The following is a 21372-nucleotide window of genomic DNA, read 5'->3' on the forward strand; positions in this document are numbered from 1 at the left end:
ACTCACTCCGTTCTCTTATGATTTAGGTTTATTTAAGCAATCGTCCGTTCTGTGGCAAGCTTCACTTTTTTATTCTTAATGGGCTTTACGAAAAAAGCGACACATAACGCCCCGATCACCGCCAGCCCCCCTGCCAGGATGAAAGCGCTTGTAAAATGACCTGTTGTTTGCACGAGCATTCCTGTAGCCGTCGGGCCGATGATGCCGGATGTATTCGCAAGAAAATGCATGAAGCCGCCGACGCTGCCCACCCGCTCTTTTTCAACCGTATCTTGAATAATCGCCCAGTACGTAATCGCTGTAAGATACAGGAAGAATACCGCTGCTGCCATCAATGAAACCGCGGCAGCCGTGGTGTTGACCAGACCGGCCAAGCCGATACTGACCGCCGCGCCAAGCAAACATGTGACCAATACGACTTTGCGGGAGAACATGGCATTGCGCGTTTTTTTGTAAAGAAAATCGATAATGAAGCCGCCCAAGGCAAAACCGAAAAACCCAACCGTCCACGGAATCATCGTGGCAAAGCTCATCTCCTTGATATCAAGGCCTCTGGCCTGAATTAAATAACTCGGGAACCAGGTCAGGAAGAAAAACAAGATATAGTTGTAGGCAAAAAACGCTACTGACGTAAACAAAACCGTCGGATGCTTCAAATAATAAGAGAGCGGGGTTTTGGTTTTGCCGGCCGGAGCATGCTGTAGCTCTTTTTCATCATCTGCCTCATCGTCTTCAACATCCTTCGGAGCATCCTTCACGCATTTGAGCCAGAACGCGGTCCAAATCAGACCTATAATCGTAATCAGGACAAAGGATACTTTCCACCCCCAAGTCAAAGCAATAATCCCGACGATAGGACCCGAAATGGCTCCGCCAAGCGAGGTTCCGGCCATGGAGATCGATAAAGCTCTGGCCCGGTATTTCTTCGGAAACCAGTTATTGACCATTTTACTTTGCGATGAAGAGAGCGGACCTTCCCCCATCCCAAACAATACGCGGGCAATAAACAAGGACACAAAGTTGAAGGTAGCGGCGGTTAAACCGGCAAAAAGCGACCAGAATGTCATGGAATAACCAAGCACCTTTTTCGGCCCGAACTTATCGGACAAGAAACCGCCTATAAAGTTAAAGAGAGCGTATCCAATAAAGAAGCTGCTAAATAATAGGCCCATTTGAGCCGCATTGAGCTGAAAATTTTTCTGAATAAATGGAGCTGCAACGGAGAAGGCCGACCGATCCAAGTAATTAATAACTCCCGCCAGAAACAGCAAAACCAGAACGATGCCACGCCCTTTAGATAACATGCACTGTTGACTCCTTTCAATTATGGGATGTTGTCGCCACTCGCTTAATAAACGCCCGAGCAAACCATAAATCCGCCGTCAATATGTACGGCCCTACTGCTCTTTCCAATCGATATAAAGCGCTTTCTTACAAATGTTTCATCTGTACAGACAACTTTAGGCCGGCCTCATGTGAAATACTAGCATACATTATGCTAGTATACAAGTTGAAGTTTGTGAGTATTTTGTCACCACCCGAAAAATAGTTCCTTTGCCCCCTGCTCCTATTTTTCTTCTAAAATTTAACTGTTAGTGGAATTATTGAAACGCTATAATGCTAATGATCATTTGCGTGGATTTGGAGAAAAAAAGGAGAGAAAAAGATGTTGAAAAAATGGCCATTATTCTTGATGATTGGCATGCTCATGGTGGTATCTGCGGGCTGGAATAGCGGAGTATCTTATGGGGCTGCAGAATACACTTGGGATAAGTATAAAGGCACGGAGGTCAGGACATATAAACTGGCCGCGGTACCTGGAAGAGCAGGATCTATGGATCAGGAAACGTTTTTTGCCGCGATCAGCAAAACCCCAAATGTATATGGGGAATTCACCGGCTATAGAACAGGGAAAACAACTGGAGTTGCAACCGTGAGTGTAACGGATGGGGTTTATAAATATACGGTCGTTGATTTTATTCGCGATGTGGAGCCTGAAATTGTAGAATACGTAAATCCAAGAGGCGGGATTCCCCACCGCTGGAACGGAACCGATGATATTCGCATTTTTATGAGAGGGTCGGAAGCGGCTGCTTTGGCAGAGCTGTTTTATGAGGGGACACCAAGTGAAGGGCGATATCATTTTAATGCTGACGAGGTTTATTTAGTTACATTCTGGTCCAGTACAGTAAGACCGATCAGCGGAATGTCCGCGGAAGCGTTAATCGAGGAAGGAGAACCTGCGTTTATAAATCGCGAGTTTGTAGGTCAAGTAACAAGCGAAGATCCTGCTGCTTATCCGCAAGATGGAATTTCAAACGGCTATTATTATGTTCAAAAGGGTTCTCAAACGCTTAATTACCAATGAAAACCATTGTTAAGTGATAGGAAATTACGGCTTAAAAGGTATGTTTCTCAAACCATTTTTTTTGCTGGTTTTATTCAATCCCAAGGAGATTATTCCGATAATCCAAGTATATACAGTTTGGTGTTTATTGTAATGGAAATGAAAACCTGTTTGAAAAAGAGACCCGTTTTCAAGATTAACATGGAGGTGCAGGCGTAAGTGACCGTGTGCTATCTCGCAAAGGAGGTTCGATGAGCTGAAATAATGAAGTGTGAAAAAAAGTTGAAACGAATTAGGCGTTACATGGCTGGTTTACTGGCTGTTTGGTTGTTCTGCATACATAGTGTTCCCGTTTTTGCGGACAGAACCTTTAACGATATTGAACATTCCTATGCGGCTGATGCGATTGAGGCTATGGCTGCTCAAGGTTATGTTACCGGTTATAAGGATGGGAGCTTTCGGCCTTTGCAATTGATTTCGCGGCAGGAATGGGCAAGCATTTTCGCTAAAACCTTAAAACGAACAGCGAATGACAAAGGCCCAGCTTCTTTTCGTGATGTGTCACCGTGGGCTCTTCCTTATGTACAGGTCTTGCAGGAAGAGAACATTACTAAAGGAACTGGTGGCCAATTATTCGGTGCCAAGCGCAATCTGACTCGCCAGGATATGGCCGTTTGGTATGCCAGGTATTTCGGTGTCTCTGAAACTACCCCGTCCTCCGGTATATCCAGCTTTGTGGATCGGTCCGATATATCGGACTATGCACAAACGAGCGTGTGGCTGATGGAGCGATTAGAGCTGATTGAAGGGGATACGGATCATTACTTCCATCCCAAACAATTTGTGAAACGGCAGGATGCTACGCTGGTTGCTTATCGAGTATGGCTTGGCGGTGACGAGCTGAGAGAACGCGCCAAGCGTTTGCTGGATTCATCAGGAAATGAAGCTGCAACGGCGAATCAGCCGGCCAGCCCATCGGAACCGGAGAAGATAGCGGTCGACCTGGCGCCGGAAATTAGCGGCCAACGTGCGAATCCGCAAATCGCGGAGCCTAGAAGCCATAGTCCTAGACCTGACCCACCGGCAGGTCCGGTAACACCAACGGAGCCGGTAACGCCAACAGAGCCAGTGACACCAACAGAGCCGAAGCCGCCAGATCGGCCAGTGATACCGCCAGGGTCTGATCCCAAGCCACCAGGGACACCGCCAGTGATACCACCTGTGACACCACCAACAACTCCGCCAAAACCACCGGTGCTTCCAGTGGGTGATCCTCCTGTGGATTTTGTGGCGGATGAGGTCGTCATCAAGGCGCCGGAGCTGGTAAATCAACCGGAAACGTATCCTTCGTATCAGTTGTCCTTTCAGCTCTATAATGAGGGGCGGCCGGTAAGCATTCCCGCTGCCAGCGTCACAAGTGTTACGTATACATTTAGTGATGAATTGGGCGTTTTTGATGAACAAGGGAAAATCGCACATGCCGAAAATATTCCGGCTGCCGATAACTTCATTCCTGTAGGGATAAAAGTCACCATTGCCAAGCCCTATCAGGTACTTACAGCACAAACCAAACTGATCGTAAAAGGAAAGACTCCTCCAGTAGAAGACCCGAGTGTAATCAGGTCCGTATACTTGGCCACGTATACCATTCCACAGTCCATTACTCTAGACCCTGCAGCCTGGAGTATGCCCTATGTATTTCAAAATACAAAGGGAGAGGTAATACCACCAAGTCTGTTACCTTCAGACTTGAAGCTTCGGATCGAGGATTCCAGGAGAATATTTGACGAGGATGGACATATAGCCAATCTGCATCTGATTCCTGCAGTGAACTCTGTCATTCCATTCAAGATCGAAGTTGAATCGCCATCCCAGGGAATTCACTTCATATCCGATGCCGAATTAACGGTAGTACCCGGAGAACGCAAAAAGCAATATTTTGCTGTCTCGCTAATGCTGCAGGGACAAGATCCGGGCAGTACGACCACGGTCGAACAAATTGAGCAGGCTCGTCAATTGCTGATGGACCACTTCGGCCCTAACTTGAAAGTAACCTGGGCCATGGAAAACAGATTTGTTTTCGTGGAATCGAATCGCCCGCAGCTTAAAAAGGTTTTGGAATACGTCGATCAGTATGGTGATGAAGTCGGTATTTTGGACGGGTATCCGAATAACCTGTATGAGCTCCCTTTTTGGGAATTGCGGATGAATGAGTGGTTGTATATGTATCGTTATAATGCGCTCAATGAGCTGCACCAATCCGGTACGTTGGGATCACCTTCGGTGTTTGAAAGCATGGATACGGATCAATATCGGAAGTATCTGCCTAAATCACTGACCAGCTTTACGGTGAATCCCGAGCAAACCCAATGGCTTAAAGATCACTTTAAGATCACCTCCGCCATGGGATGGTCGGCTACACAATATAATGTGAACGGCATGTATGGCGAGGGTTCACCTTTGATGCCTTACTGGTCCAATAAGGATAATCCGATGGTCCCCGCGCAGGGATTTACTGATAATAGCGGTACCGTATTCATGAACTCGATTACGATTGATCCGATTGGATCACGCTATACCAAAGATTCCTCACGCTGGACTCTCCATCCGGGTGACCCCTATGTGAATGAAACGGATGCGGCACCACAACTGTATATAGCACAACAATATTTAGATAATCCGTTTCAACGTATAAATACGGTAAACTATATGTCCATTATTTTGGACATCAACTGGCTTGCCAGCAACCATAACATGTCGCAAATCTGGGAGAACTTTGTGAATCACTTCCCTGCTGACCGCGAGGTCGAGATTGTGGGCGTGGACGGACTGAAACAGATTTATGAATCATCAGCCGGATCGAATAATGATCATGCGGAATTTACGCTCATGTTTAGAGGCTCCGGCATTCAGACGGTTATGGACTCCAATAATTCACCGGCCAATCTACGGTATTTGTGGACTGAAAACGCCTCACAGCGGATTATTTTATCCAAAGAGGATGGAGACGCGGCATGGTCCATTATTGATTTCACCGACTATACCCGCAGTCCTGTTCCAAAGACACCTTACAACCTGAATAAGGACACGGATGTAAGTTACGTCACCGGAAGAAACTTCAAGCTAAATCCTGCGGCTCCGTTAACAGCAGAGGAAATTCAGCGCATAAAGGATCGTTTGAAAGAGATTTACTTCGCGGAAGAAGTGAATTATCAGTGAGAGGCTTAAAGAAAAAGAACCGAGAGCATATGCTTTCGGTTCCTTTTTCATTCTACGCTTTGAAAATAATGCGAGTACTTCTTAACCAAATCCGGCGTGCAATATTCAAGCGACGTAATGTGCTCTCTGAGCAGTCGTTCCGTTTGCTCTTCATCATTAACGGTTATGGCTTCGAATATAGCCTCGTGTTCGCTTACAAGCTGTTTCATATGCTTCGTTTCCAGCAGCTCTAAATACCGCATACGGTTTAAATGGCCGCGCATTTGATTGATGATCGATATCAACGTGGAATTTCCCGTAAGCTCGAACACCGCACTGTGGAAGCTCTCATCAAGCTCAAGGAACCTATCGAAGTTTTGTTCATCAATGATTTTTCGATGCTCCTCCAAAATCCCCTTGATCTGCTGATACGCCTTCTCGAAGGCAGCATCGTTTGCGTTCCACTTCCTGGCCGCTTCTTTAAAAGCACTCACCTCAAGACTTACACGTACAAAGCGAGCCTCCTCAATCTTCTTCTTGGACATGTATGCGATTCGGGCGCCGCGCTGCGGCAGGATCTCGATTAGCTCCTCTGTCATCAAACGGCGGAAAGCCTCCCTGATCGGTGTCCGGCTTACCCCCAATGTGCTGCCTAACTCCGATTCAAATACGAGCTGCCCCGGTTCCAACTGCAACGTAACAATGGCCCCCCGAATAACGTGATAAGCATGATCGGACAGGGTATTCCTATTTTTGGAGATGTTCGGTAGATTCATATTCTCACCTTACCTAATGTACTACGATAAGATTATTATACTAGTATGCAAGTATTGGAATCAAACTTTAATATTACGGTAACATTAAAAACCTGGTCCGAACCTAAATAGCCTAATCCAGTTTCGCCTTATAACTAAAAAAGCTTGCTTCCACCATAAATGTAGAAACAAGCTTTTAGAAGCGCCAAGTGTTACCGAAAATTACCTTAAACCATAAATAAGTTCTTCCTTAGCCGCGTATATTTCCATCATCATTAACGCCCCAAGCTGAAACCCGTTTACGAAAGAAGATGTAGCCTGCATCGACTCGGTCTGTCTGTGCAAATCGAGCAGCGTTTCAAGCTGGTTGAAATTATCCGCAGACAGTTTCCCTTTCCACATTCCTTTGGCTTCGGATATCTCTCTTCTTATTCTACGGTACTCGGGATCTCTCGGGACGATCTTCTCTTCCGGGTGAAATTCACCACAATATAGTGCTTCCAGCATGCTTTTCATTTCCATCTTCCTTTCAGGGGGATTTTGGTGTTACTTGAAGGGGAGAATTACGCAATAAGTAGTTGATTTAATTATATAGTGTAACGGTTTTCCGTATCATATTTTTATTTTATCACGGTACGCCGTTACACTCAAGAGGATTTTAATGATATCATGAAGAAAATATTAATTACTTGAAACGAAAAAACTTTATGGGGGAAATTTATCAATGCCAATCCGGCTTCGTTTAAAAGAAATCTTAGAAGAACGGGGAATGAGTCAGCGAGAACTCGCCCGCAGAATGAATATCCGACCAAGCACGGTTAGTCATCTCTGCTCCGATAAAGTCAATGCCGCCTATTTTGACACTCTGGAACAGATTTGCAAAACACTCAACATCAGCTTGCATGAACTTCTTGTAATGGATGACGACTAACGTCCGATGTGTTAGTCCTAACTTCTGAATGCACTCCTTAACAGGATGATTCATGGATGATTACTCCTTTCGAGATGTTTTCTTTTATAGGTTAGACACTCTACAGGCAGGATTCACAATAGACATACAGGAACATGAGAAAATCTTAATTTTGTCACATCGGAATTACACATCAGTAACAAGACAGCCTGAATATTAATGCTAAATGCATAATAGATTCGATAGATTGCCGCATCTCGCTGCACTATTTAGGTGATAATCTAATCGGGTTTGATATTAACCACAGTGAAGAATAATTAAGTTTGCTCGGGTCCGTTATCTCACGCCCGCTTAATTAGCGGTACAATGAGCAGTAGAGGTTAACAATAAAAAAGGTCAATCATGGTGGTATCTGACCATAATCGACCTGTTTAATGCAACGGAATAGCGTTATTTAGGGTATAATTCAAGTTTTTTCGTACGTACAACTGAAATGACCAAATCTTTATACGGGTATTACATGGGGTATATTTGTTATTGGTTGAATAATAGATTCATTCGGCACTAACCCCACCTTTTAATTACACCTCGAAGCCGATTACGATCCATTCGTCAACTACATCCCAAAAGTTTATCTTGTATCTTGGCTGTTTATTCGTCCACCACAATGTAGCTAGATCATTATCACAATTACTATAATCTACTGCAACATAACCACCCATCCCACTTTTAAAGAAACCGAAAGTAGTTTTCAAGTCAATTTGTAAAGGTTCTTCTAACTCCTCTATAATGCCCCATTCATCATCGTCAAAAAATGTTACAGCTTCCAGAGGTACTAAGCCCATAGATTCACTCGCATAATAATAAAAACCATTATGAACATTTTCATAAAACTTCCGTATTGACGGGGGTATTTTATCCCAAGATTCTTCTAGCACCTCATTGTTAAACGCATCTTTGGGACTTCGCCCCTCATAATAGATTTCCTTACTACCCGTTTTAATCGTATATAAAATAGAGTACTTACCGTCTATCTCCATTAAGTCAATTTCTTTTAGATGTTTGGATAAATATGAAATAGTGTTACTCAATTCTGTACCCATATGTTCTTTCCACATTGACAAAATAGTTTCAATTCTCGTGGTTACATCAGTTTCGTTAAACAAATCATACCATGCACTTGGCATCCACTCAGGATCAAGTTTATTGATTTGATCAAATGGTATTATTCGCACATTTCTTTTATACTTTTTTAAAAAATCAAGTTTATTTTGCATGCTATTATATCATCTCCTTCAATCATCTGTAACTTTTTTATTTCGTTCAACAAAATCATCTATTTGTTTTTGTAGTTTCCTTTCTAGTTCTTGTTCTTTTTTGATTATTTTCTCTCTAAATTTAGGGTCAACATCAATATTTTCTTTTTTATACTTCGTCCATTCTAAAAAAGATTTCGATCCCTTTGATTTATTGGCTGATTCACTCAATCCTATAAAGTTATCAGGATTGTTTAATACTTCTAGTTGTTGTTCTTTAGTTAGCTTTTCGAAGCCTTCCATTTTTACTATGCTATTCATAGGCACGATATGGTCCGCTTGAAGAGGAGTAGGAGTTGCATCTGAAGAAAATACGGTTGAGTGAAATTTTAAAAGAACGTGGGATGACACAAAAACAACTTTCGGAGCTTACAGGTATCCGACCTGCGGCAATTAGCGAAATCTGTAACAATCAGAGAACCTCAATAAATCGCGAACATATTGAAAAAATTGCTGATTGCCTCGGCATACACGATGTTAGAGACATTATCCGTCTTGAAAAGTAAAAACTACTGCTTTGATTATCACGCCGCCCGGATAAAAAGCGTCTATATGGTTCGTATAGCCACCACGACAATTCTTATGCACTACTCCAAGAACAACAGAAAGCCTGAAAAAGCCTTCACGCGTTCTTGGAGCTATTGAAAACCGTCCAGCGGACAGGGTGGAGGGGTGGCGTATTGTAAAATTTGGTAATATTTTGTAAACCCCGTGACTAAACGAAGATAACAAAAACAGGTCAATCATGGTTGTATCTAACCATAATCAACCTGTTGGTACAACTGAATAACACTATTAGGTTATAAAACTAAAGCGCTTGGTGTGCGTACAAACAAATAACGAAATTTATATACAGGTTTTATAGGTTGTATTGTATGATCTTGTTGTTAGGCTTGTAAACAGGTTATTCAAAGAAATCTCCTTTCGACACTAATAAAAAACTCTACTCCATCCATATTTTTTAGTATTAAGTATATATTCTTTTAAAGGTATAAAATTATTACTGTTTAATTCAATAGATACATTCGATCCGGTTACTATAGATAAGTCGCATCTACCGTAAGGCCATGCGAGTGTTCCCTCTATTTCATAAATATATTTATCATCCCCTTGATACACTTCTCCCCAAGTTTTGTTTATTTTCATTAAGCTATTATCTGGCCATCTTAGTTTGGAATAAGGAGCCTCCTTACTAAATAATTCAACTTCTATGTTTCCACCAGTAACATCATGAAATGTGAGCCTAGAGTAGCCCGAAACATAAATATCATCATTGAATGGTTTAGTATGTTCAGTTAATCCATACGCTTCTAAACCATATACACTAATAGGTAGATTTATCCCCCACACATCTAGTACCAACTTAGTTGAAGACGTTGAAGAATAATCAATGTTTATTGTGGATTCACCCAAATAAATTAAATCAAATCTCTCATTAGAAATATTTAGTATCAAGATTACTTCAACCTCCTTAAAATTACTTCTAATTGTTTACTTAATGCCTTATCGCTGAAAGCATCACCGCTAGTTGTTTTCTGAGTTCCAAACATTAAATCATCAGAAGCTTTTCCTTTGTTTACCAATTCAAAACCGTATTTCGAAAGATCTTCATCATTCATTTTATATATTTTGTTGAAAAAAGGATTTTTTTCTCCACCTACTATTTTCAGTAAGCCTCCTGGCTCGATTACTCGCGGAATGTCACCTTCAAGCGCATTAAAACCATGTGGATTTTGCACAATTACCTCTGCCTGTGAACCTGTTTTGATTCCAACCAAGTTATTAGCATCCATTACTTCAATACCCTCAGCTCGTGGATCAATATCCCCATTTCTGTATCCTTGTCTAGGGTTATCTCCTGCACCTATATTTAGCCTGTTACTTTCATTAAGTGCCCTCCCACCGCCACTCTTACTAAACTGAATAAACGGCTCGTCCGCAACACGATCAAGACGGAATCTTCCAAATCCTCCACCCACTGAACCATATCCGGTATTCAACGCTGGTGCTTTTTCCCATTCCAGCTCATAATTCCGCGGATTCAGATTAATATTAGCATCTTTCATTGTATTCTTGAAGTTTGCGTATTTATTACCTGCGGTTTCTTTAAGGGCCGCTAGTCTTTGGCTATCCTTAAATGAATCGGCGGCTTTCAAGTTAGGTTTGAACAGGATGGATAAGCCAACTAAACTTACCACGATATCTGCACTATTCACTGCTTCCTGATCCATCCCGAATACTTTCGGACTGCTATAGTTGTTCCCTGCGTTCAGATCACGTAGTTTCTCTGAACTTATTTTAATCTGCATGGCCCCCACAGCGATTTCTGCGGCTCCAATGGCTGCTATATACAAGGAACTTCCCATCGTTGGGAGCGCCAACACAATGGCGACAACACCGAATAATATGCCGAGCACTGCGGCTTGTTTCTGGGGAACAGTAACCGTATTTAGAAAGTTCAATCGCGAGAGATAGGTAACCGTTTCATCCCTTTTGCTGAAATAATCCGGTTTCTTGGGAATGACGTTCTCCAGCCAAAAATCGCTATTTTCCAAGCCTTGGCTTAGCGCATTCATTGCTTGGGCGAGCGGGGTCAATTTTTCTGCTGTCTCCCCGTTCATTTTTTTGCGCATCTCGTCTTTCAGCGCTTCATATTCTGGTGATTGTTCCTCCTCGACCACCTTGGTAACATCTAATATTCCCGGAAATAGTTGCTTTGGAGGAGCTTTCTCCGCCAGCATAAAAGCTGGCGGCCCTTCTGCTTCTTTTTTCAGATCATATTGAACCCGCTTCATCATGTTGTATTTTTTATAGGCAGCCTCGTATTCCTGGTGAGCCTGCTTTATCTCATCATTTGTTCTCTCTTCCCCTTTGCCGTCTGTTGCCGGCGGGCGATTTGTTTTTAGATAATATGACTGGGTCTCGGCTTCCTTTAGACCCTTCAGAGCATTACGCACGGTGTTCTTTGAATCGGGATCGCTTTGTATCTTTTCAGTTAATTTCTTTCTTACAGTTTCTCGCGATAAGTCTACTTTTTTAGTTTCCTTACCAAAATTCTTATAGGCTTCATAATCATCATATACGATTTCATTATTCGTTAACGCTTCTCCGTAGGCTTCGAGCATAGCCCCATTCTCTAACAAATATTCAATATAAGTCTCTTCGAGTTCTTCATCCGTCAGCATGTCCAAAATGTTCATGTCAACCTTCTCGAAGTTCACCTTTTGGTTTTGAATGAGCACCCGGTTACCCGCGATTTCAACGAATTGCTCCTTATTCGCCATGTGCGTAATGACACTCTTGGCCTTCATCCGGATCGATTCCAATTTGGACGCCGATTCCGTCTTGGTCAGCTCAACGGTGTTGACCGCGATCAGCACAATGTTCTCTTCCGCGGATAAACGAATGTTTTCGCCATCTAATTGGAGTCTTACCGTATTTTTCTCAAACAAAACTCCGTCATCGCCCAGCTCCATCTTGGCATCCCCGGGCATATGAAAGACTTTGGTCGTCGGTTTCTGGAAAACAGTTCGCGTCTTCATTTCCTCGCTGCCGCCACGAACCGAGTTAATGGCTATCGCTTGTTTCTCAATGCCGTTTGGGAAATAAACCTTAATCCTCGCCCCTTCATCCGGCATACAATGAAAGATGTTATTGCCTTCCGGCGAATACGGGAACCACCAGTTCCCCGATTCGTCGTGTTCCTTGTCGATGTCCAGATGGACCTTCACCATGTTGTTCGCCCGTTTCAACACACGGCCTTCTAGCGCTACGCCTTGGATCGCCTTGTTCAAGCGGGACTTGCGGCGAAGCGCTTGCCGCTTGACCAGCACATATTCATATTGAAGTGTTCCCTTATCGTAGGTAATGACCGATTCGGCAATCACCCAGATCTGGCGCTTGAACCCGACATTCTCCCCAACTCTGAAGAATTGGTTTGACCTTGCCCGGTAACTGATCCAGTCTGCTTCAGACGGAATTTTGGCCCCATTTTCTGCGGCTTGTTCCCGGTAACTCAAGTAGCTTTCCTGATTTTGCTCCATCGAGTACTGCGTCGCTTTAAGATCCTTCCCCCAGGAAAAATCCGGTACGCCAAAATAAATCCGCGCCGCATCCATCGTCGTATCCGGTAAGATCACTGTCCCCAGGCGGGAAGCGAGCCGCTTCATAAAATGCCAGTCTGTTTCCTGGTATTGCACAACCAATTCTCCAAGCGTTGCCCCCGGTTCCGTCGCTTCGTTCTGCGCATCCCCATTCCGGTAGCCTTCAGTTAGTCTCTTAATCACTTGGGTGTATGTGGTTTGTTTGTTTTGATACGAACGGCTCTTCCGCCGCACATCCATCTCGTAAGATCGGGAGAGTGCCTCTACGGTGACACTCGGAATTCCGTCCTCCATCGTCATCTCCAGATTCGAGACCCCCCCGGCAAACCAATGCTCATCCTGTGGGTTTCCGGGTTTGCAAATGAGCAGGCTATCTTCAAAGCTCGCTTCGATCATGCACCGCTCGGCTTGCTCATCAGCCATCGCAACGGTTAAAGTACACCGGGTATGCTCATTAAACTTCTGCTCCACTCGCAAGCTGCGAACCGCTTGAATCGGATACGGCCACTTTAAGCGAAAGCCGTCCCCCTCAAACCATTCTTCCATCCCCTTCACCTTCCTTCATCACTTCACGTAATGCTTGACAAAATCCAAAGGAGGCATGTCCATTCCATTCGTTAAAAAGGTGATCTGCCCGCCTTTTACGCAGGTCAGGCAAGACTTGCTCGTTAAGACAGGTACGCCATCGATCGATACGGTTTTGCTGCCATTCTGCCACTCTGGTTGTATACACATGCTGCTATCGGAGGTAGGGCCAGATAGTCTTGTGACAAATTCCGGGATGCATGGATAAATAAATTTTCCTGGTATATTAGTCCCGGAATCAACATCATAATCTACTTCACCTCCATATGCTCCGGGAGCGGTTTGTTCTCCTTTTATAAATGCAGGATGACGGTCACTTCGACAGTAACCAAAAGAATACAAGTTCCCGTCAATATTTCCTTCAAGTTCCTCTAAAGCCTTGTCCCCCTCTTTGATTTTCGATGTAGATACCTTACAATCCCTGACGGTCATCATTGGATTTTTATTAATGTATACTCCATTATTAGTGACTCTATTAAGTACCTCTTCGTGTGTCCCGCAAGAGCATTGCATATACGCCCCGCTCGTGATATAGGTTTCCGTATCTCTCCACGCTGTGTTCAACTCGTGAATCCTTGCTTTACCTAACATAATTAATTTATCCTGATTATAAGTACCGCTCATTACGCTTCACCTGCTTTCGAGCATATTCTTCGTAGATTTAGTCCATACAAGTTATGTCTTAACAAAGCTTCCGCCACATCCAGACGCACAATTAGACCCGGGAACGGCAATCCTGCTGCCCAAAACATGCGGAGTCCGCTTATTTTCTCCTCCTCCAAAACGGCCTCTCTGACCATTCCCCGCTCGATTACCGAGTGCGTTTGTGAGATACAATCCACCTTGGGGACATCGATCAAGCAAAAATACACTTGGGTATAGGTTGTCTGGTCCGTGACCACGAGGGTTTTGTAGGCTAGGTTAGGTTCATATTGACTCAAGATTTCACGTACCTGCGCGGAAACGAGAAACACCGGCAGCTCAATGACACTCCGGTATTCCAGTTTTCTCCCTTTCCGGACAAACGCCATCTCATAATCCTCAGCTGCCGCAAACCCGCTTAATACCCGCTCCGGGAACAAAATATTCCCGCCCATCGCATCCAGGCGCGAATCATGACTGACGACATAATACTCCACCGTTTCCCCACCTCTCAAATAATCGCCTATTCCTCTACCCAGCAAATGCTGCTGCGCTGCTCTTCGCTTAAAGCTACCCGCTCAGCATCCCGCCTCAGCATACGGCTGCCTGCCAGGTCTGCTCCGGTAAAATCAACGCCGTCCAGTGCGGCATAGGTGAAGTCCCCAGCCACTTGGGCATCGCGAAAGCTGGCGTTTGTCAGATTAGCTCGCTGAAAACATACGCCGTGAACGCCGAAGATCACGCCGCGTGCCTCATTCATTAAATCCTGAACCGCGTATATTTGATCAAACCACGCTTCTTCCAGGTCACAATCACGAAAATCCGCATCCATCATCACGGAGCCGCGGAAATCGGCCCCTCGACAATCGCACTGCTGGAACTGTGTTCCCAATAAATAGCTGTTGTGGACGATACAATCCCTGAAATTGACCTGTTCCAACCGGGCATAGTTCAGGTTAATTCCGGCAAAATTTCCGCCTGACACGTCCACACCCTGGATATGCTCGTAAATATATCCCTGCTCGATCAAACTTTCCAACCAACCTTTACAGCTTACGGATAACCTCTGGACTTCGTTGATGCGATAGACCGATTCCGTCTGCATGGAGTCTCGAAACTCCCCACCCCGCACTTCAAAAGAAACTTCTTTTTGCAGGTTGCAAAACGAGGACAACTCGCTGACTCGCTCCATGGCATAACGCATAGCATGGGTCATATATTCATGGAAAAGGGGAATTTGCTCATGCATCCATGCTTCTAGCAAGGGTATTGGAATTTGCATGGCATACTTTCTGCGCTGTTCCTCACAATATTGAGACCAGGTATTTAGAAACTCATAGATCCAGTCCGCTCGATACCTGAAAGGCGTGATCTTAATCTGATCGGCAGTCGACGAGTCAAAAGCTTCGAACATATACTCGAGATGGCCTTCCGGCAGTCTGGTACGCAGAAGAGAGAGGTGAATACTGGCGCACTTCCCTATAGAGCCAGCCGTTTGCTGCTCCGCAATATGCTGGCAAAACGAATCAAAACATTCCGTCAACTGCTGCGCGATCTGATCCTTATGTTCACAAAAGTAATCGTGCAATGCCCGTATGCTTTCCGTTCGCTGTGGAAGTGCATCTACCTCGACAAACCGTTCCCACGCTTCTTGTGAATTCATGCCACTTCCCTACTTCCGTTTATTATTTTTCCATCAAAACCTCGACGCCCCTGACAACGACCTGTCCCTGGTCAATCTTGATTCCGCCAAAACCTCCCTCAGTAGACATCTCGATCTGATTGGCAACCATCATAATACTCTCTCCCTCCATTTCAATCTGCTTCCCGGTCTGAAGGGTGATTTTATTGCTGCTGTTCAAAACAATCGTTCCGTCGTTCGTTAACGTAATCGCGGCACCGTCTCCCGCCCCGACAATCGTTATCTTGTCTTTCTCAAACATAATTTTCTGTCCCATGGGAGTAAGCAAGAACTTGGTATCCGGATCCGCCATCAAGTCATCCTTTAAATTTTTTAAATCGTTGTCATAATGGATGATTGGCTGGAGCGTCTCCTGCTTGACGACGGTTGTGGTAACATTGCCTGAGGTGCCTCCACTTTTTCCGCCGCTGCCTGCTGAGCCTCCGTCCATGGCTTCGGCCGGCAGCTTCTTGCGCACGCTGCTAAGTGCGATGCCTTCGGCTTCGTTCGGGCCGGGGAAATTAATCCGCACATCATCGCCCTTCTCCGGCATAGCATACCAGCCCGTTTGGTCTTCGGAAGCATACATCGTCGAGTAGGGGAATAACCAGGCGGTATCCATGCTCCAACCCTGGTCACAATCCAGCTTCACTTTGACCTCGTCCCGGACTACTGCTGCGACGTTCCCTTGGATTGATGCGCCGATGATTTTGGAATTGTACATTTTACGCTTGTATCCGGCTTTTTTCCGGCAAAGTACATATTTATGAGTCAAAATACCACGGGTCATTTCCGTATGAACCTCAAAAACGTGCAGCTTCTGCTTGTTGAACGTGACCATATCTCCAAGCTCCAGCACCTGATCAAGCACGACTTCATAGCAGATAAAGTCGGACTCATGAAGTCCGGATTCCCCTGAGGCGCCGGCATTTTTATAGGCCAGTAAATCCTTATATACTTTGTAGTGGGTGGCCTGAATTGGCCCGGCATCACGGTGTTCCGGTATTCCCAGATACACGGCAATATGATCGTAGGTTGAAACCGGAACAAGCGGGGCGTGATAATGTGATGCCAGACGTTTCAGAAACTGCCAATCGGTTTCCTGATACTGCAGCGTAAATGCGCCCAGCTTGCGCTTTTCCGTATATGTGTTATTAAAATCGGCTTTGGCATAGGCCCCTCCGACTTCCTTCATCACATCCTCAATGAGCAAGGACTTATTCTGAAAAGCGCGGTTTTCCAGCTTGATATCCATCGTATAGATATGAGACACCGCTTCGGCCTCCAGCCAATAAACATCCCGATCCACTCTTACAAACAGCTTTAAGAGCATGCCATGAAACAGCGTTTTGTTCTTTCCGTTTTCATCGGTGTATTGGAGCTCCACATCCGTCTGTTCACCCGCCATTTTCACATACTGATCCTCTTTCTCTTCCGGGATAATCCCGGTAAAGGTCAGCCTCGCGTGGTCATCGATGGTTTTGTCCAGCTTCACCTCGAACGAAAAAAAGCCCGTTCCTACTAACAAAGTAGAAACAAGCTTTTTTTGTAAATCTTATAATTTTCAAAGTGGTTAATTACCTTAAACCATAAATAAGCTCTTCCTTAGCCGCGTATATTTCCATCATCATTAACGCCCCAAGCTGAAACCCATTTACGAAAGAAGATGTAGCCTGCATCGACTCGGTCTGTCTGTGCAAATCGAGTAGCGTTTCAAGCTGGTTGAAATTATCAGCAGACAGTTTCCCTTTCCACATTCCTTTGGCTTCGGATATCTCTCTTCTTATTCTACGGAACTCGTGATCTCTCGGGACGATCTTCTCTTCCGGGTGGAATTCACCACAATATAATGCTTCCAGCATGCTTTTCATTTTTTATCTCCCTTTCGTATGGATTACAACGCCTTGAAAGAAAGACTTACACATGATAGATTAATTGTGCAGTCTGCCTTTTAGGTAGTCGCAGTGAGGAAGTGGCGAGTTCTTTTGCCAGGAAGCGCCGCCTCCCTTTTTACTTCAGTTTCCCAATACTCCGCTTAGAGCCTCGTTTTTCGTAAGTGTATTTTTTTCTTGGCATGATAGATTATCCTTGTGTCGATACTCGGTGTTATCCGATTACATTCATATGCTCCCTCCCCACTGTTACGATAATTTATATAACGCTTAACCGAAATTCATTATAATTATATACCGCTTAACCGAAACAATCAAATGTTATTTTCAAGTCTTATGCTATAATCATAAAATACGCTAAGGCGTTACTATGTATGTTGGAGGAAAGAGAATGTCGATTAAATTCCGTCTTCGAGAAATTCTTGATAAAAAAGACATGACACAACGAGAATTGTCAAGATTAACAGGACTACGCCCCAGTACAATCAATCATTTATGCTCAGAGCGTGTGGATAGAGTTTACCTTGAAACTCTTGAATTGATTTGCAAAGCACTTGATATCAACGTAAACGAACTTATTGAGATAAAGTAGACCACAAGTAAAAGTGCGTATATTCAAGAACGCCGTCACCCATTCGGAATATTATTATTTTCAGGGAAATCCATTTCTACCACTTCAGCATGATTGTCGGGTGTACTTTCGAATGCTTTTTTGGTTAGTATAGGCTAATTACTCTAGCTCTTTCTAACCCAAATAAAAAAGGGCTCATTCCTATTCGACTGTCGAGTTGAACAAGCCTTTGAATTATAAGTTTTATAACATCGAAGTAATACCATGATGAAGTAATTTAAGTGCTCCACCAGAACCACGCCCAAAACTTCCGCTGGTAGGTTGCATACTTTTTACTTTCCCTCTGCTTCCGGTTGACTATGAAGGATTGGTTTCCAAGACCTGCATTCCATGAAATAGTACATCGAAATAAGCTTCCTCACTGGATCTATACTTTCCTGACTTTATGGCAGCTTCGAATTTTTCATCCTCATCATAAAAGTAATCAATTGCGTAACTCAGCATTCTGTTTGCCCAATAAGAGTAAGAGTACACGGCAGCAGGATCTATTTTTTTAAATGCTTCAATCACTTCTCTGGCGCATTGATATCCTTCCAATTCGTCATCGTCTACATTTGGATATGTTGAAGCAATCATAAACTTCATCGTTTCAAACTTCACATAGTCATGGATTTTTGTGTTACAAAATTTTTTGTATAACTCATTATGTTCATCTGGCAAGTCTATATAATATACATGGTCCTCCCCAGCCTTTAAATATAATCCCTCTGACCCTAATGTTGGAGAAGCGATTCTTATATACTTCTCATTGCAAATTGTTTCTTCTCCAAATTCAGCTAAAAAACGCAAAGTACTTCGATCATTGAAACGTTCTCCTTTCATTAAACCCACTGTACATAAAAACTCAACCGTATCTTCTTGAAATCCATACTTCTCTAATTCTTTTTTTTCATATTTAAAAAATTCTTGATTCCAGTATTCTTTGATATCTTCCACACCGAACTCCTCCTACTTTTTTAGAACATGTTGCTCTTTAAGTTTTTGTAACTCTTCTCTTGCCATTCTTCCAAGTTCTTTTGTATCCCCATAATCAATACTATACTCAACTTTAGCATTAGAAAATTCTTCTTTTATTTTTCCAGTGCAATTTGCATGATAGTTTCTGTCTTGATACATGGTTCTCATTCTGTGTATATTCTTTTCACAGATTCATTCGGAATATTATTATTTTTTAAGAAATCCATTCCTACCACTTCAGCATGTTTTTCAGAATTGCTTATAAATGCTTTTTGGGTTAAGTTTCCAGACTCATCTACATACTCAAATACGGTAACATTTCTACGAGCACTCGTTATTTTGTTGGTCTTCCTGAACTTAATCGCTATTTGTGATAAATCATTTACTCCATAATCTACCTTTTGAATATTTGGCAGTATATCTCTAGCTGATGAAGGTTTTGGACTCAAACAATTCTTTAAATTCTCAAAAAACTTCTTCAAATTCTGTTTAAAATTCGGCCAAGCCTCTTTAAAAGGTACTCCCTCCAGCAACTTAATCCGTTTGGCATCAGTTGCTGTATTCAATGTTTTGGTCATCCTATCGGTTTCATTTAATCACTATGGACTAGCTGTAACCAATTTTCCGCGCTTATCGGTTAAAATAGTCAAATAAAGGCATTATATTAAATTTATAAGGTGATTATAATGGAGCCAATATTAATTCATCCATGGGAATTAAACGAGAAAGAAGCAATTTCCATACAAGTGAATTTAGCCAAAAAGGTCATTCAAAGAGATTATTATGATCAAATAAATTATGTTGCTGGAGTTGATGTAGCATACAGTAAGCGAGGCGAGGAATTAATTGCAGCATTAGTCATTTTGGAGTCGACTTCATTAAAATTAGTAGAATCGGTGGTAATTGAAGATAAAGTTCGATTTCCATATATCCCTGGACTATTTTCATTTAGAGAGCTACCCCCAATAATTAAAGCATTTAAGCAAATAAAGATTAAGCCAAATCTAATTGTTTGTGATGGTCAGGGAATCGCTCATCCTAGAAGGTTTGGATTGGCTAGTCACCTAGGAGTACTTTTTGATATACCGACTATTGGTTGTGGAAAAACTAGATTATTAGGAACATATAAAGAACCTGAACTCCAGCGGGGGGCCTACTCACCTTTAATTGACAACAACGAAGTGATTGGAAATGTACTAAGAACTCAAGACAACATTAAGCCTGTTTTCGTGTCAATCGGTCATCGTATCTCTTTAGCTACAGCATGTGAATTGATATTACAATTTTCACCTAAATATCGTTTACCTGAAACAACTAGACAAGCTGACCATCTTGTGAAAATCACATTAAATAAGATTATTCCAAAGTAAAACAAAGAGAAGGGGTTAACGTCACGATTTTTTCATAAAAGAAACTCCAGAATACTTATAATTCAACTTTCGCAACTTGAAATCAGCAGATAGTTATCGCTCTTGACAGCCAATCACATACACCTCCCGACGGATAACTTTCTGAAGAGCGCACGAAGCAGAAAGGCTGGATGCAAAACTCGGACCAGATGGCTGAGATAACCTGCAGATCTGTACCAGACATTTCTTGCCAACTTCTTTACAATGAAACGTCTCGCCGTTCTAGCTCACCAAGGAGTCGTAACCAGTTCTCCTGATGAAACTACAGGGCAATACAACAATAGGCCACAAGGAGATTGTGGCCTGCTTCAAAAGTATTAGTAGTAATTGAGATTCAGAGAGTTGCTGATTGTTCAATTTAATCTCAATCAGCGCGCAACTACCGAAACGCACTTGCAAATCTTTTTCATGTTGTAAATTTCACAGGGATAAAACTAAGTGGGCATTGTTGGTTAAAATAACTTATTTAGTTCCTCTAATTCACTCTGCGTCTTGTTCCGACCACTTTTTTATAGTGTCTTTCTCAAATTGGGTCGGTTCTACTTTTTCTTTTATCAGTTCCCCTTTCTCATTCCATTCTTTATAGGTTATTTTAAAACCATAAAGAGATTCTGCGATTACTCTAATAGATCCATCCTCAAACCAAGAAAAAGACTTTCCAATAATAGCTCCCTTGCTCATTCGTTTAAAGCCCTCTAATTTACCACTTTCATAAAATGTAGCATAATCACCTTCAGGTATACCATTCACATAGTAACAATAATGAGCTAAATTACCATTATTGTACTTTTCATAAACAAGTCCTGTTATTGGCTTTCCCCCATCTTCCATAGGTCTATCAAAAACCTGATCTTCGTAATCTCCAGAAAAACAAACATCATCTATAAACTCTATTCCTTTTAAAAGTACTTCTTCTTTCGTTAATATTTTTATTTCATCCATGATA

Annotated in this window: 22 protein-coding genes; 6 read left to right on the forward strand and 16 right to left on the reverse strand. The window is 42.9% G+C overall.

The window, feature by feature from the left end; translation table 11 throughout:
- Positions 1–32: 32 nt before the first annotated feature.
- Complete coding sequence (locus EHV15_RS01880) at positions 33–1304, reverse strand: MFS transporter (protein WP_128629785.1); 1272 nt, start codon at positions 1302–1304, stop codon at positions 33–35.
- A 362-nt stretch (positions 1305–1666) separates the two neighbouring features.
- Between EHV15_RS01880 and EHV15_RS01885 the strand changes: the two genes are divergently transcribed.
- Positions 1667–2368: a hypothetical protein gene (locus EHV15_RS01885; protein WP_128629786.1), complete on the forward strand. Its 702-nt coding sequence runs from the start codon at positions 1667–1669 to the stop codon at positions 2366–2368.
- A 243-nt stretch (positions 2369–2611) separates the two neighbouring features.
- Entirely contained in the window at positions 2612–5566 is a 2955-nt protein-coding gene (locus EHV15_RS01895) for an S-layer homology domain-containing protein (RefSeq protein ID WP_128629788.1), read from the forward strand.
- Positions 5567–5613: 47 nt separating this feature from the next.
- Here the strand turns inward: EHV15_RS01895 and EHV15_RS01900 are convergent, their stop codons facing one another.
- Both EHV15_RS01900 and EHV15_RS01905 read right to left on the reverse strand, forming a co-directional pair.
- On the reverse strand, positions 5614–6321 hold the full coding sequence (locus tag EHV15_RS01900) for a GntR family transcriptional regulator (RefSeq protein WP_128629789.1): 708 nt from the start codon (positions 6319–6321) through the stop codon (positions 5614–5616).
- Positions 6322–6522: 201 nt separating this feature from the next.
- A complete protein-coding gene (locus EHV15_RS01905) occupies positions 6523–6816 on the reverse strand; it encodes a DUF6809 family protein (RefSeq protein ID WP_128629790.1) in 294 nt (97 codons plus the stop codon).
- A 208-nt stretch (positions 6817–7024) separates the two neighbouring features.
- Here EHV15_RS01905 and EHV15_RS01910 point away from each other — a divergent pair, with 208 nt between their 5' ends.
- On the forward strand, positions 7025–7231 hold the full coding sequence (locus EHV15_RS01910; RefSeq protein ID WP_128629791.1) for a helix-turn-helix domain-containing protein: 207 nt from the start codon (positions 7025–7027) through the stop codon (positions 7229–7231).
- A gap of 560 nt (positions 7232–7791) precedes the next feature.
- Here EHV15_RS01910 and EHV15_RS01915 read toward each other — a convergent pair.
- Both EHV15_RS01915 and EHV15_RS01920 read right to left on the reverse strand, forming a co-directional pair.
- Complete coding sequence (locus tag EHV15_RS01915; protein ID WP_128629792.1) at positions 7792–8487, reverse strand: SMI1/KNR4 family protein; 696 nt, start codon at positions 8485–8487, stop codon at positions 7792–7794.
- Between the two features lie 18 nt (positions 8488–8505).
- Positions 8506–8787: a hypothetical protein gene (locus tag EHV15_RS01920; protein ID WP_128635129.1), complete on the reverse strand. Its 282-nt coding sequence runs from the start codon at positions 8785–8787 to the stop codon at positions 8506–8508.
- Positions 8788–8822: 35 nt separating this feature from the next.
- Between EHV15_RS01920 and EHV15_RS01925 the strand changes: the two genes are divergently transcribed.
- Positions 8823–9032 (forward strand): helix-turn-helix domain-containing protein, encoded by a 210-nt coding sequence (locus EHV15_RS01925; protein WP_128629793.1) that lies wholly within the window; start codon positions 8823–8825, stop codon positions 9030–9032.
- Positions 9033–9456: 424 nt separating this feature from the next.
- On the opposite strand, the gene EHV15_RS01930 is transcribed toward EHV15_RS01925, so the two are convergent.
- Genes EHV15_RS01930 through EHV15_RS01960 form a run of 7 tightly spaced genes read right to left on the reverse strand, consistent with a single transcriptional unit; the run spans position 9457 to position 17408 of the window.
- Positions 9457–9981, reverse strand: coding sequence for a hypothetical protein (locus EHV15_RS01930; RefSeq protein ID WP_128629794.1), 525 nt, complete (start codon positions 9979–9981; stop codon positions 9457–9459).
- Positions 9982–9983: 2 nt separating this feature from the next.
- On the reverse strand, positions 9984–13175 hold the full coding sequence (locus EHV15_RS01935; RefSeq protein ID WP_128629795.1) for a contractile injection system protein, VgrG/Pvc8 family: 3192 nt from the start codon (positions 13173–13175) through the stop codon (positions 9984–9986).
- A gap of 18 nt (positions 13176–13193) precedes the next feature.
- A complete protein-coding gene (locus EHV15_RS01940; RefSeq protein WP_128629796.1) occupies positions 13194–13838 on the reverse strand; it encodes a DUF4280 domain-containing protein in 645 nt (214 codons plus the stop codon).
- Entirely contained in the window at positions 13838–14353 is a 516-nt protein-coding gene (locus EHV15_RS01945) for a hypothetical protein (protein WP_036619885.1), read from the reverse strand. Before EHV15_RS01945 ends, EHV15_RS01940 begins: the two co-directional genes overlap by 1 nt.
- 26 nt (positions 14354–14379) lie before the next feature.
- Positions 14380–15519 carry a pentapeptide repeat-containing protein gene (locus tag EHV15_RS01950; protein WP_128629797.1) on the reverse strand — a complete coding sequence of 380 codons (1140 nt, stop codon included), beginning with the start codon at positions 15517–15519 and terminating at the stop codon, positions 14380–14382.
- A gap of 22 nt (positions 15520–15541) precedes the next feature.
- Positions 15542–17065 (reverse strand): contractile injection system protein, VgrG/Pvc8 family, encoded by a 1524-nt coding sequence (locus tag EHV15_RS01955; protein WP_128629798.1) that lies wholly within the window; start codon positions 17063–17065, stop codon positions 15542–15544.
- A 49-nt stretch (positions 17066–17114) separates the two neighbouring features.
- On the reverse strand, positions 17115–17408 hold the full coding sequence (locus EHV15_RS01960; protein ID WP_128629799.1) for a DUF6809 family protein: 294 nt from the start codon (positions 17406–17408) through the stop codon (positions 17115–17117).
- A 412-nt stretch (positions 17409–17820) separates the two neighbouring features.
- Between EHV15_RS01960 and EHV15_RS01965 the strand changes: the two genes are divergently transcribed.
- The gene (locus EHV15_RS01965; RefSeq protein WP_128629800.1) at positions 17821–18021 is read left to right on the forward strand and encodes a helix-turn-helix domain-containing protein; all 201 of its coding nucleotides are present in this window, start codon (positions 17821–17823) and stop codon (positions 18019–18021) included.
- A gap of 336 nt (positions 18022–18357) precedes the next feature.
- On the opposite strand, the gene EHV15_RS01970 is transcribed toward EHV15_RS01965, so the two are convergent.
- The 3 genes from EHV15_RS01970 to EHV15_RS01975 are packed head-to-tail and all read right to left on the reverse strand — an operon-like array spanning position 18358 to position 19583.
- Complete coding sequence (locus EHV15_RS01970) at positions 18358–18996, reverse strand: SUKH-4 family immunity protein (RefSeq protein ID WP_128629801.1); 639 nt, start codon at positions 18994–18996, stop codon at positions 18358–18360.
- A gap of 12 nt (positions 18997–19008) precedes the next feature.
- Positions 19009–19176 (reverse strand): hypothetical protein, encoded by a 168-nt coding sequence (locus EHV15_RS36285; RefSeq protein ID WP_178075721.1) that lies wholly within the window; start codon positions 19174–19176, stop codon positions 19009–19011.
- A 5-nt stretch (positions 19177–19181) separates the two neighbouring features.
- The gene (locus EHV15_RS01975) at positions 19182–19583 is read right to left on the reverse strand and encodes a hypothetical protein (RefSeq protein WP_128629802.1); all 402 of its coding nucleotides are present in this window, start codon (positions 19581–19583) and stop codon (positions 19182–19184) included.
- A 120-nt stretch (positions 19584–19703) separates the two neighbouring features.
- Here EHV15_RS01975 and nfi point away from each other — a divergent pair, with 120 nt between their 5' ends.
- Complete coding sequence (gene nfi / locus EHV15_RS01980) at positions 19704–20387, forward strand: deoxyribonuclease V (RefSeq protein WP_128629803.1); 684 nt, start codon at positions 19704–19706, stop codon at positions 20385–20387.
- A 519-nt stretch (positions 20388–20906) separates the two neighbouring features.
- Here the strand turns inward: nfi and EHV15_RS01985 are convergent.
- The gene (locus tag EHV15_RS01985; RefSeq protein WP_128629804.1) at positions 20907–21368 is read right to left on the reverse strand and encodes a toxin-antitoxin system YwqK family antitoxin; all 462 of its coding nucleotides are present in this window, start codon (positions 21366–21368) and stop codon (positions 20907–20909) included.
- Between the last annotated feature and the right edge of the window lie 4 nt (positions 21369–21372).

The sequence above is a fragment of the Paenibacillus oralis genome, assembly GCF_003863965.1.
Classification (GTDB): domain Bacteria; phylum Bacillota; class Bacilli; order Paenibacillales; family Paenibacillaceae; genus Fontibacillus; species Fontibacillus oralis.

What these genes read in the sequence shown, in the direction of transcription:
- EHV15_RS01880 (WP_128629785.1), bottom strand. Translation starts at nt 1,304, where the DNA reads ATGTTATCTAAAGGGCGTGGCATCGTTCTGGTTTTGCTGTTTCTGGCG.
- EHV15_RS01885 (WP_128629786.1), top strand. Translation starts at nt 1,667, where the DNA reads ATGTTGAAAAAATGGCCATTATTCTTGATGATTGGCATGCTCATGGTG.
- EHV15_RS01895 (WP_128629788.1), top strand. Translation starts at nt 2,612, where the DNA reads ATGAAGTGTGAAAAAAAGTTGAAACGAATTAGGCGTTACATGGCTGGT.
- EHV15_RS01900 (WP_128629789.1), bottom strand. Translation starts at nt 6,321, where the DNA reads ATGAATCTACCGAACATCTCCAAAAATAGGAATACCCTGTCCGATCAT.
- EHV15_RS01905 (WP_128629790.1), bottom strand. Translation starts at nt 6,816, where the DNA reads ATGAAAAGCATGCTGGAAGCACTATATTGTGGTGAATTTCACCCGGAA.
- EHV15_RS01910 (WP_128629791.1), top strand. Translation starts at nt 7,025, where the DNA reads ATGCCAATCCGGCTTCGTTTAAAAGAAATCTTAGAAGAACGGGGAATG.
- EHV15_RS01915 (WP_128629792.1), bottom strand. Translation starts at nt 8,487, where the DNA reads ATGCAAAATAAACTTGATTTTTTAAAAAAGTATAAAAGAAATGTGCGA.
- EHV15_RS01920 (WP_128635129.1), bottom strand. Translation starts at nt 8,787, where the DNA reads ATGAATAGCATAGTAAAAATGGAAGGCTTCGAAAAGCTAACTAAAGAA.
- EHV15_RS01935 (WP_128629795.1), bottom strand. Translation starts at nt 13,175, where the DNA reads ATGGAAGAATGGTTTGAGGGGGACGGCTTTCGCTTAAAGTGGCCGTAT.
- EHV15_RS01940 (WP_128629796.1), bottom strand. Translation starts at nt 13,838, where the DNA reads ATGAGCGGTACTTATAATCAGGATAAATTAATTATGTTAGGTAAAGCA.
- EHV15_RS01950 (WP_128629797.1), bottom strand. Translation starts at nt 15,519, where the DNA reads ATGAATTCACAAGAAGCGTGGGAACGGTTTGTCGAGGTAGATGCACTT.
- EHV15_RS01960 (WP_128629799.1), bottom strand. Translation starts at nt 17,408, where the DNA reads ATGAAAAGCATGCTGGAAGCATTATATTGTGGTGAATTCCACCCGGAA.
- EHV15_RS01965 (WP_128629800.1), top strand. Translation starts at nt 17,821, where the DNA reads ATGTCGATTAAATTCCGTCTTCGAGAAATTCTTGATAAAAAAGACATG.
- EHV15_RS36285 (WP_178075721.1), bottom strand. Translation starts at nt 19,176, where the DNA reads ATGTATCAAGACAGAAACTATCATGCAAATTGCACTGGAAAAATAAAA.
- nfi (WP_128629803.1), top strand. Translation starts at nt 19,704, where the DNA reads ATGGAGCCAATATTAATTCATCCATGGGAATTAAACGAGAAAGAAGCA.
- EHV15_RS01985 (WP_128629804.1), bottom strand. Translation starts at nt 21,368, where the DNA reads ATGGATGAAATAAAAATATTAACGAAAGAAGAAGTACTTTTAAAAGGA.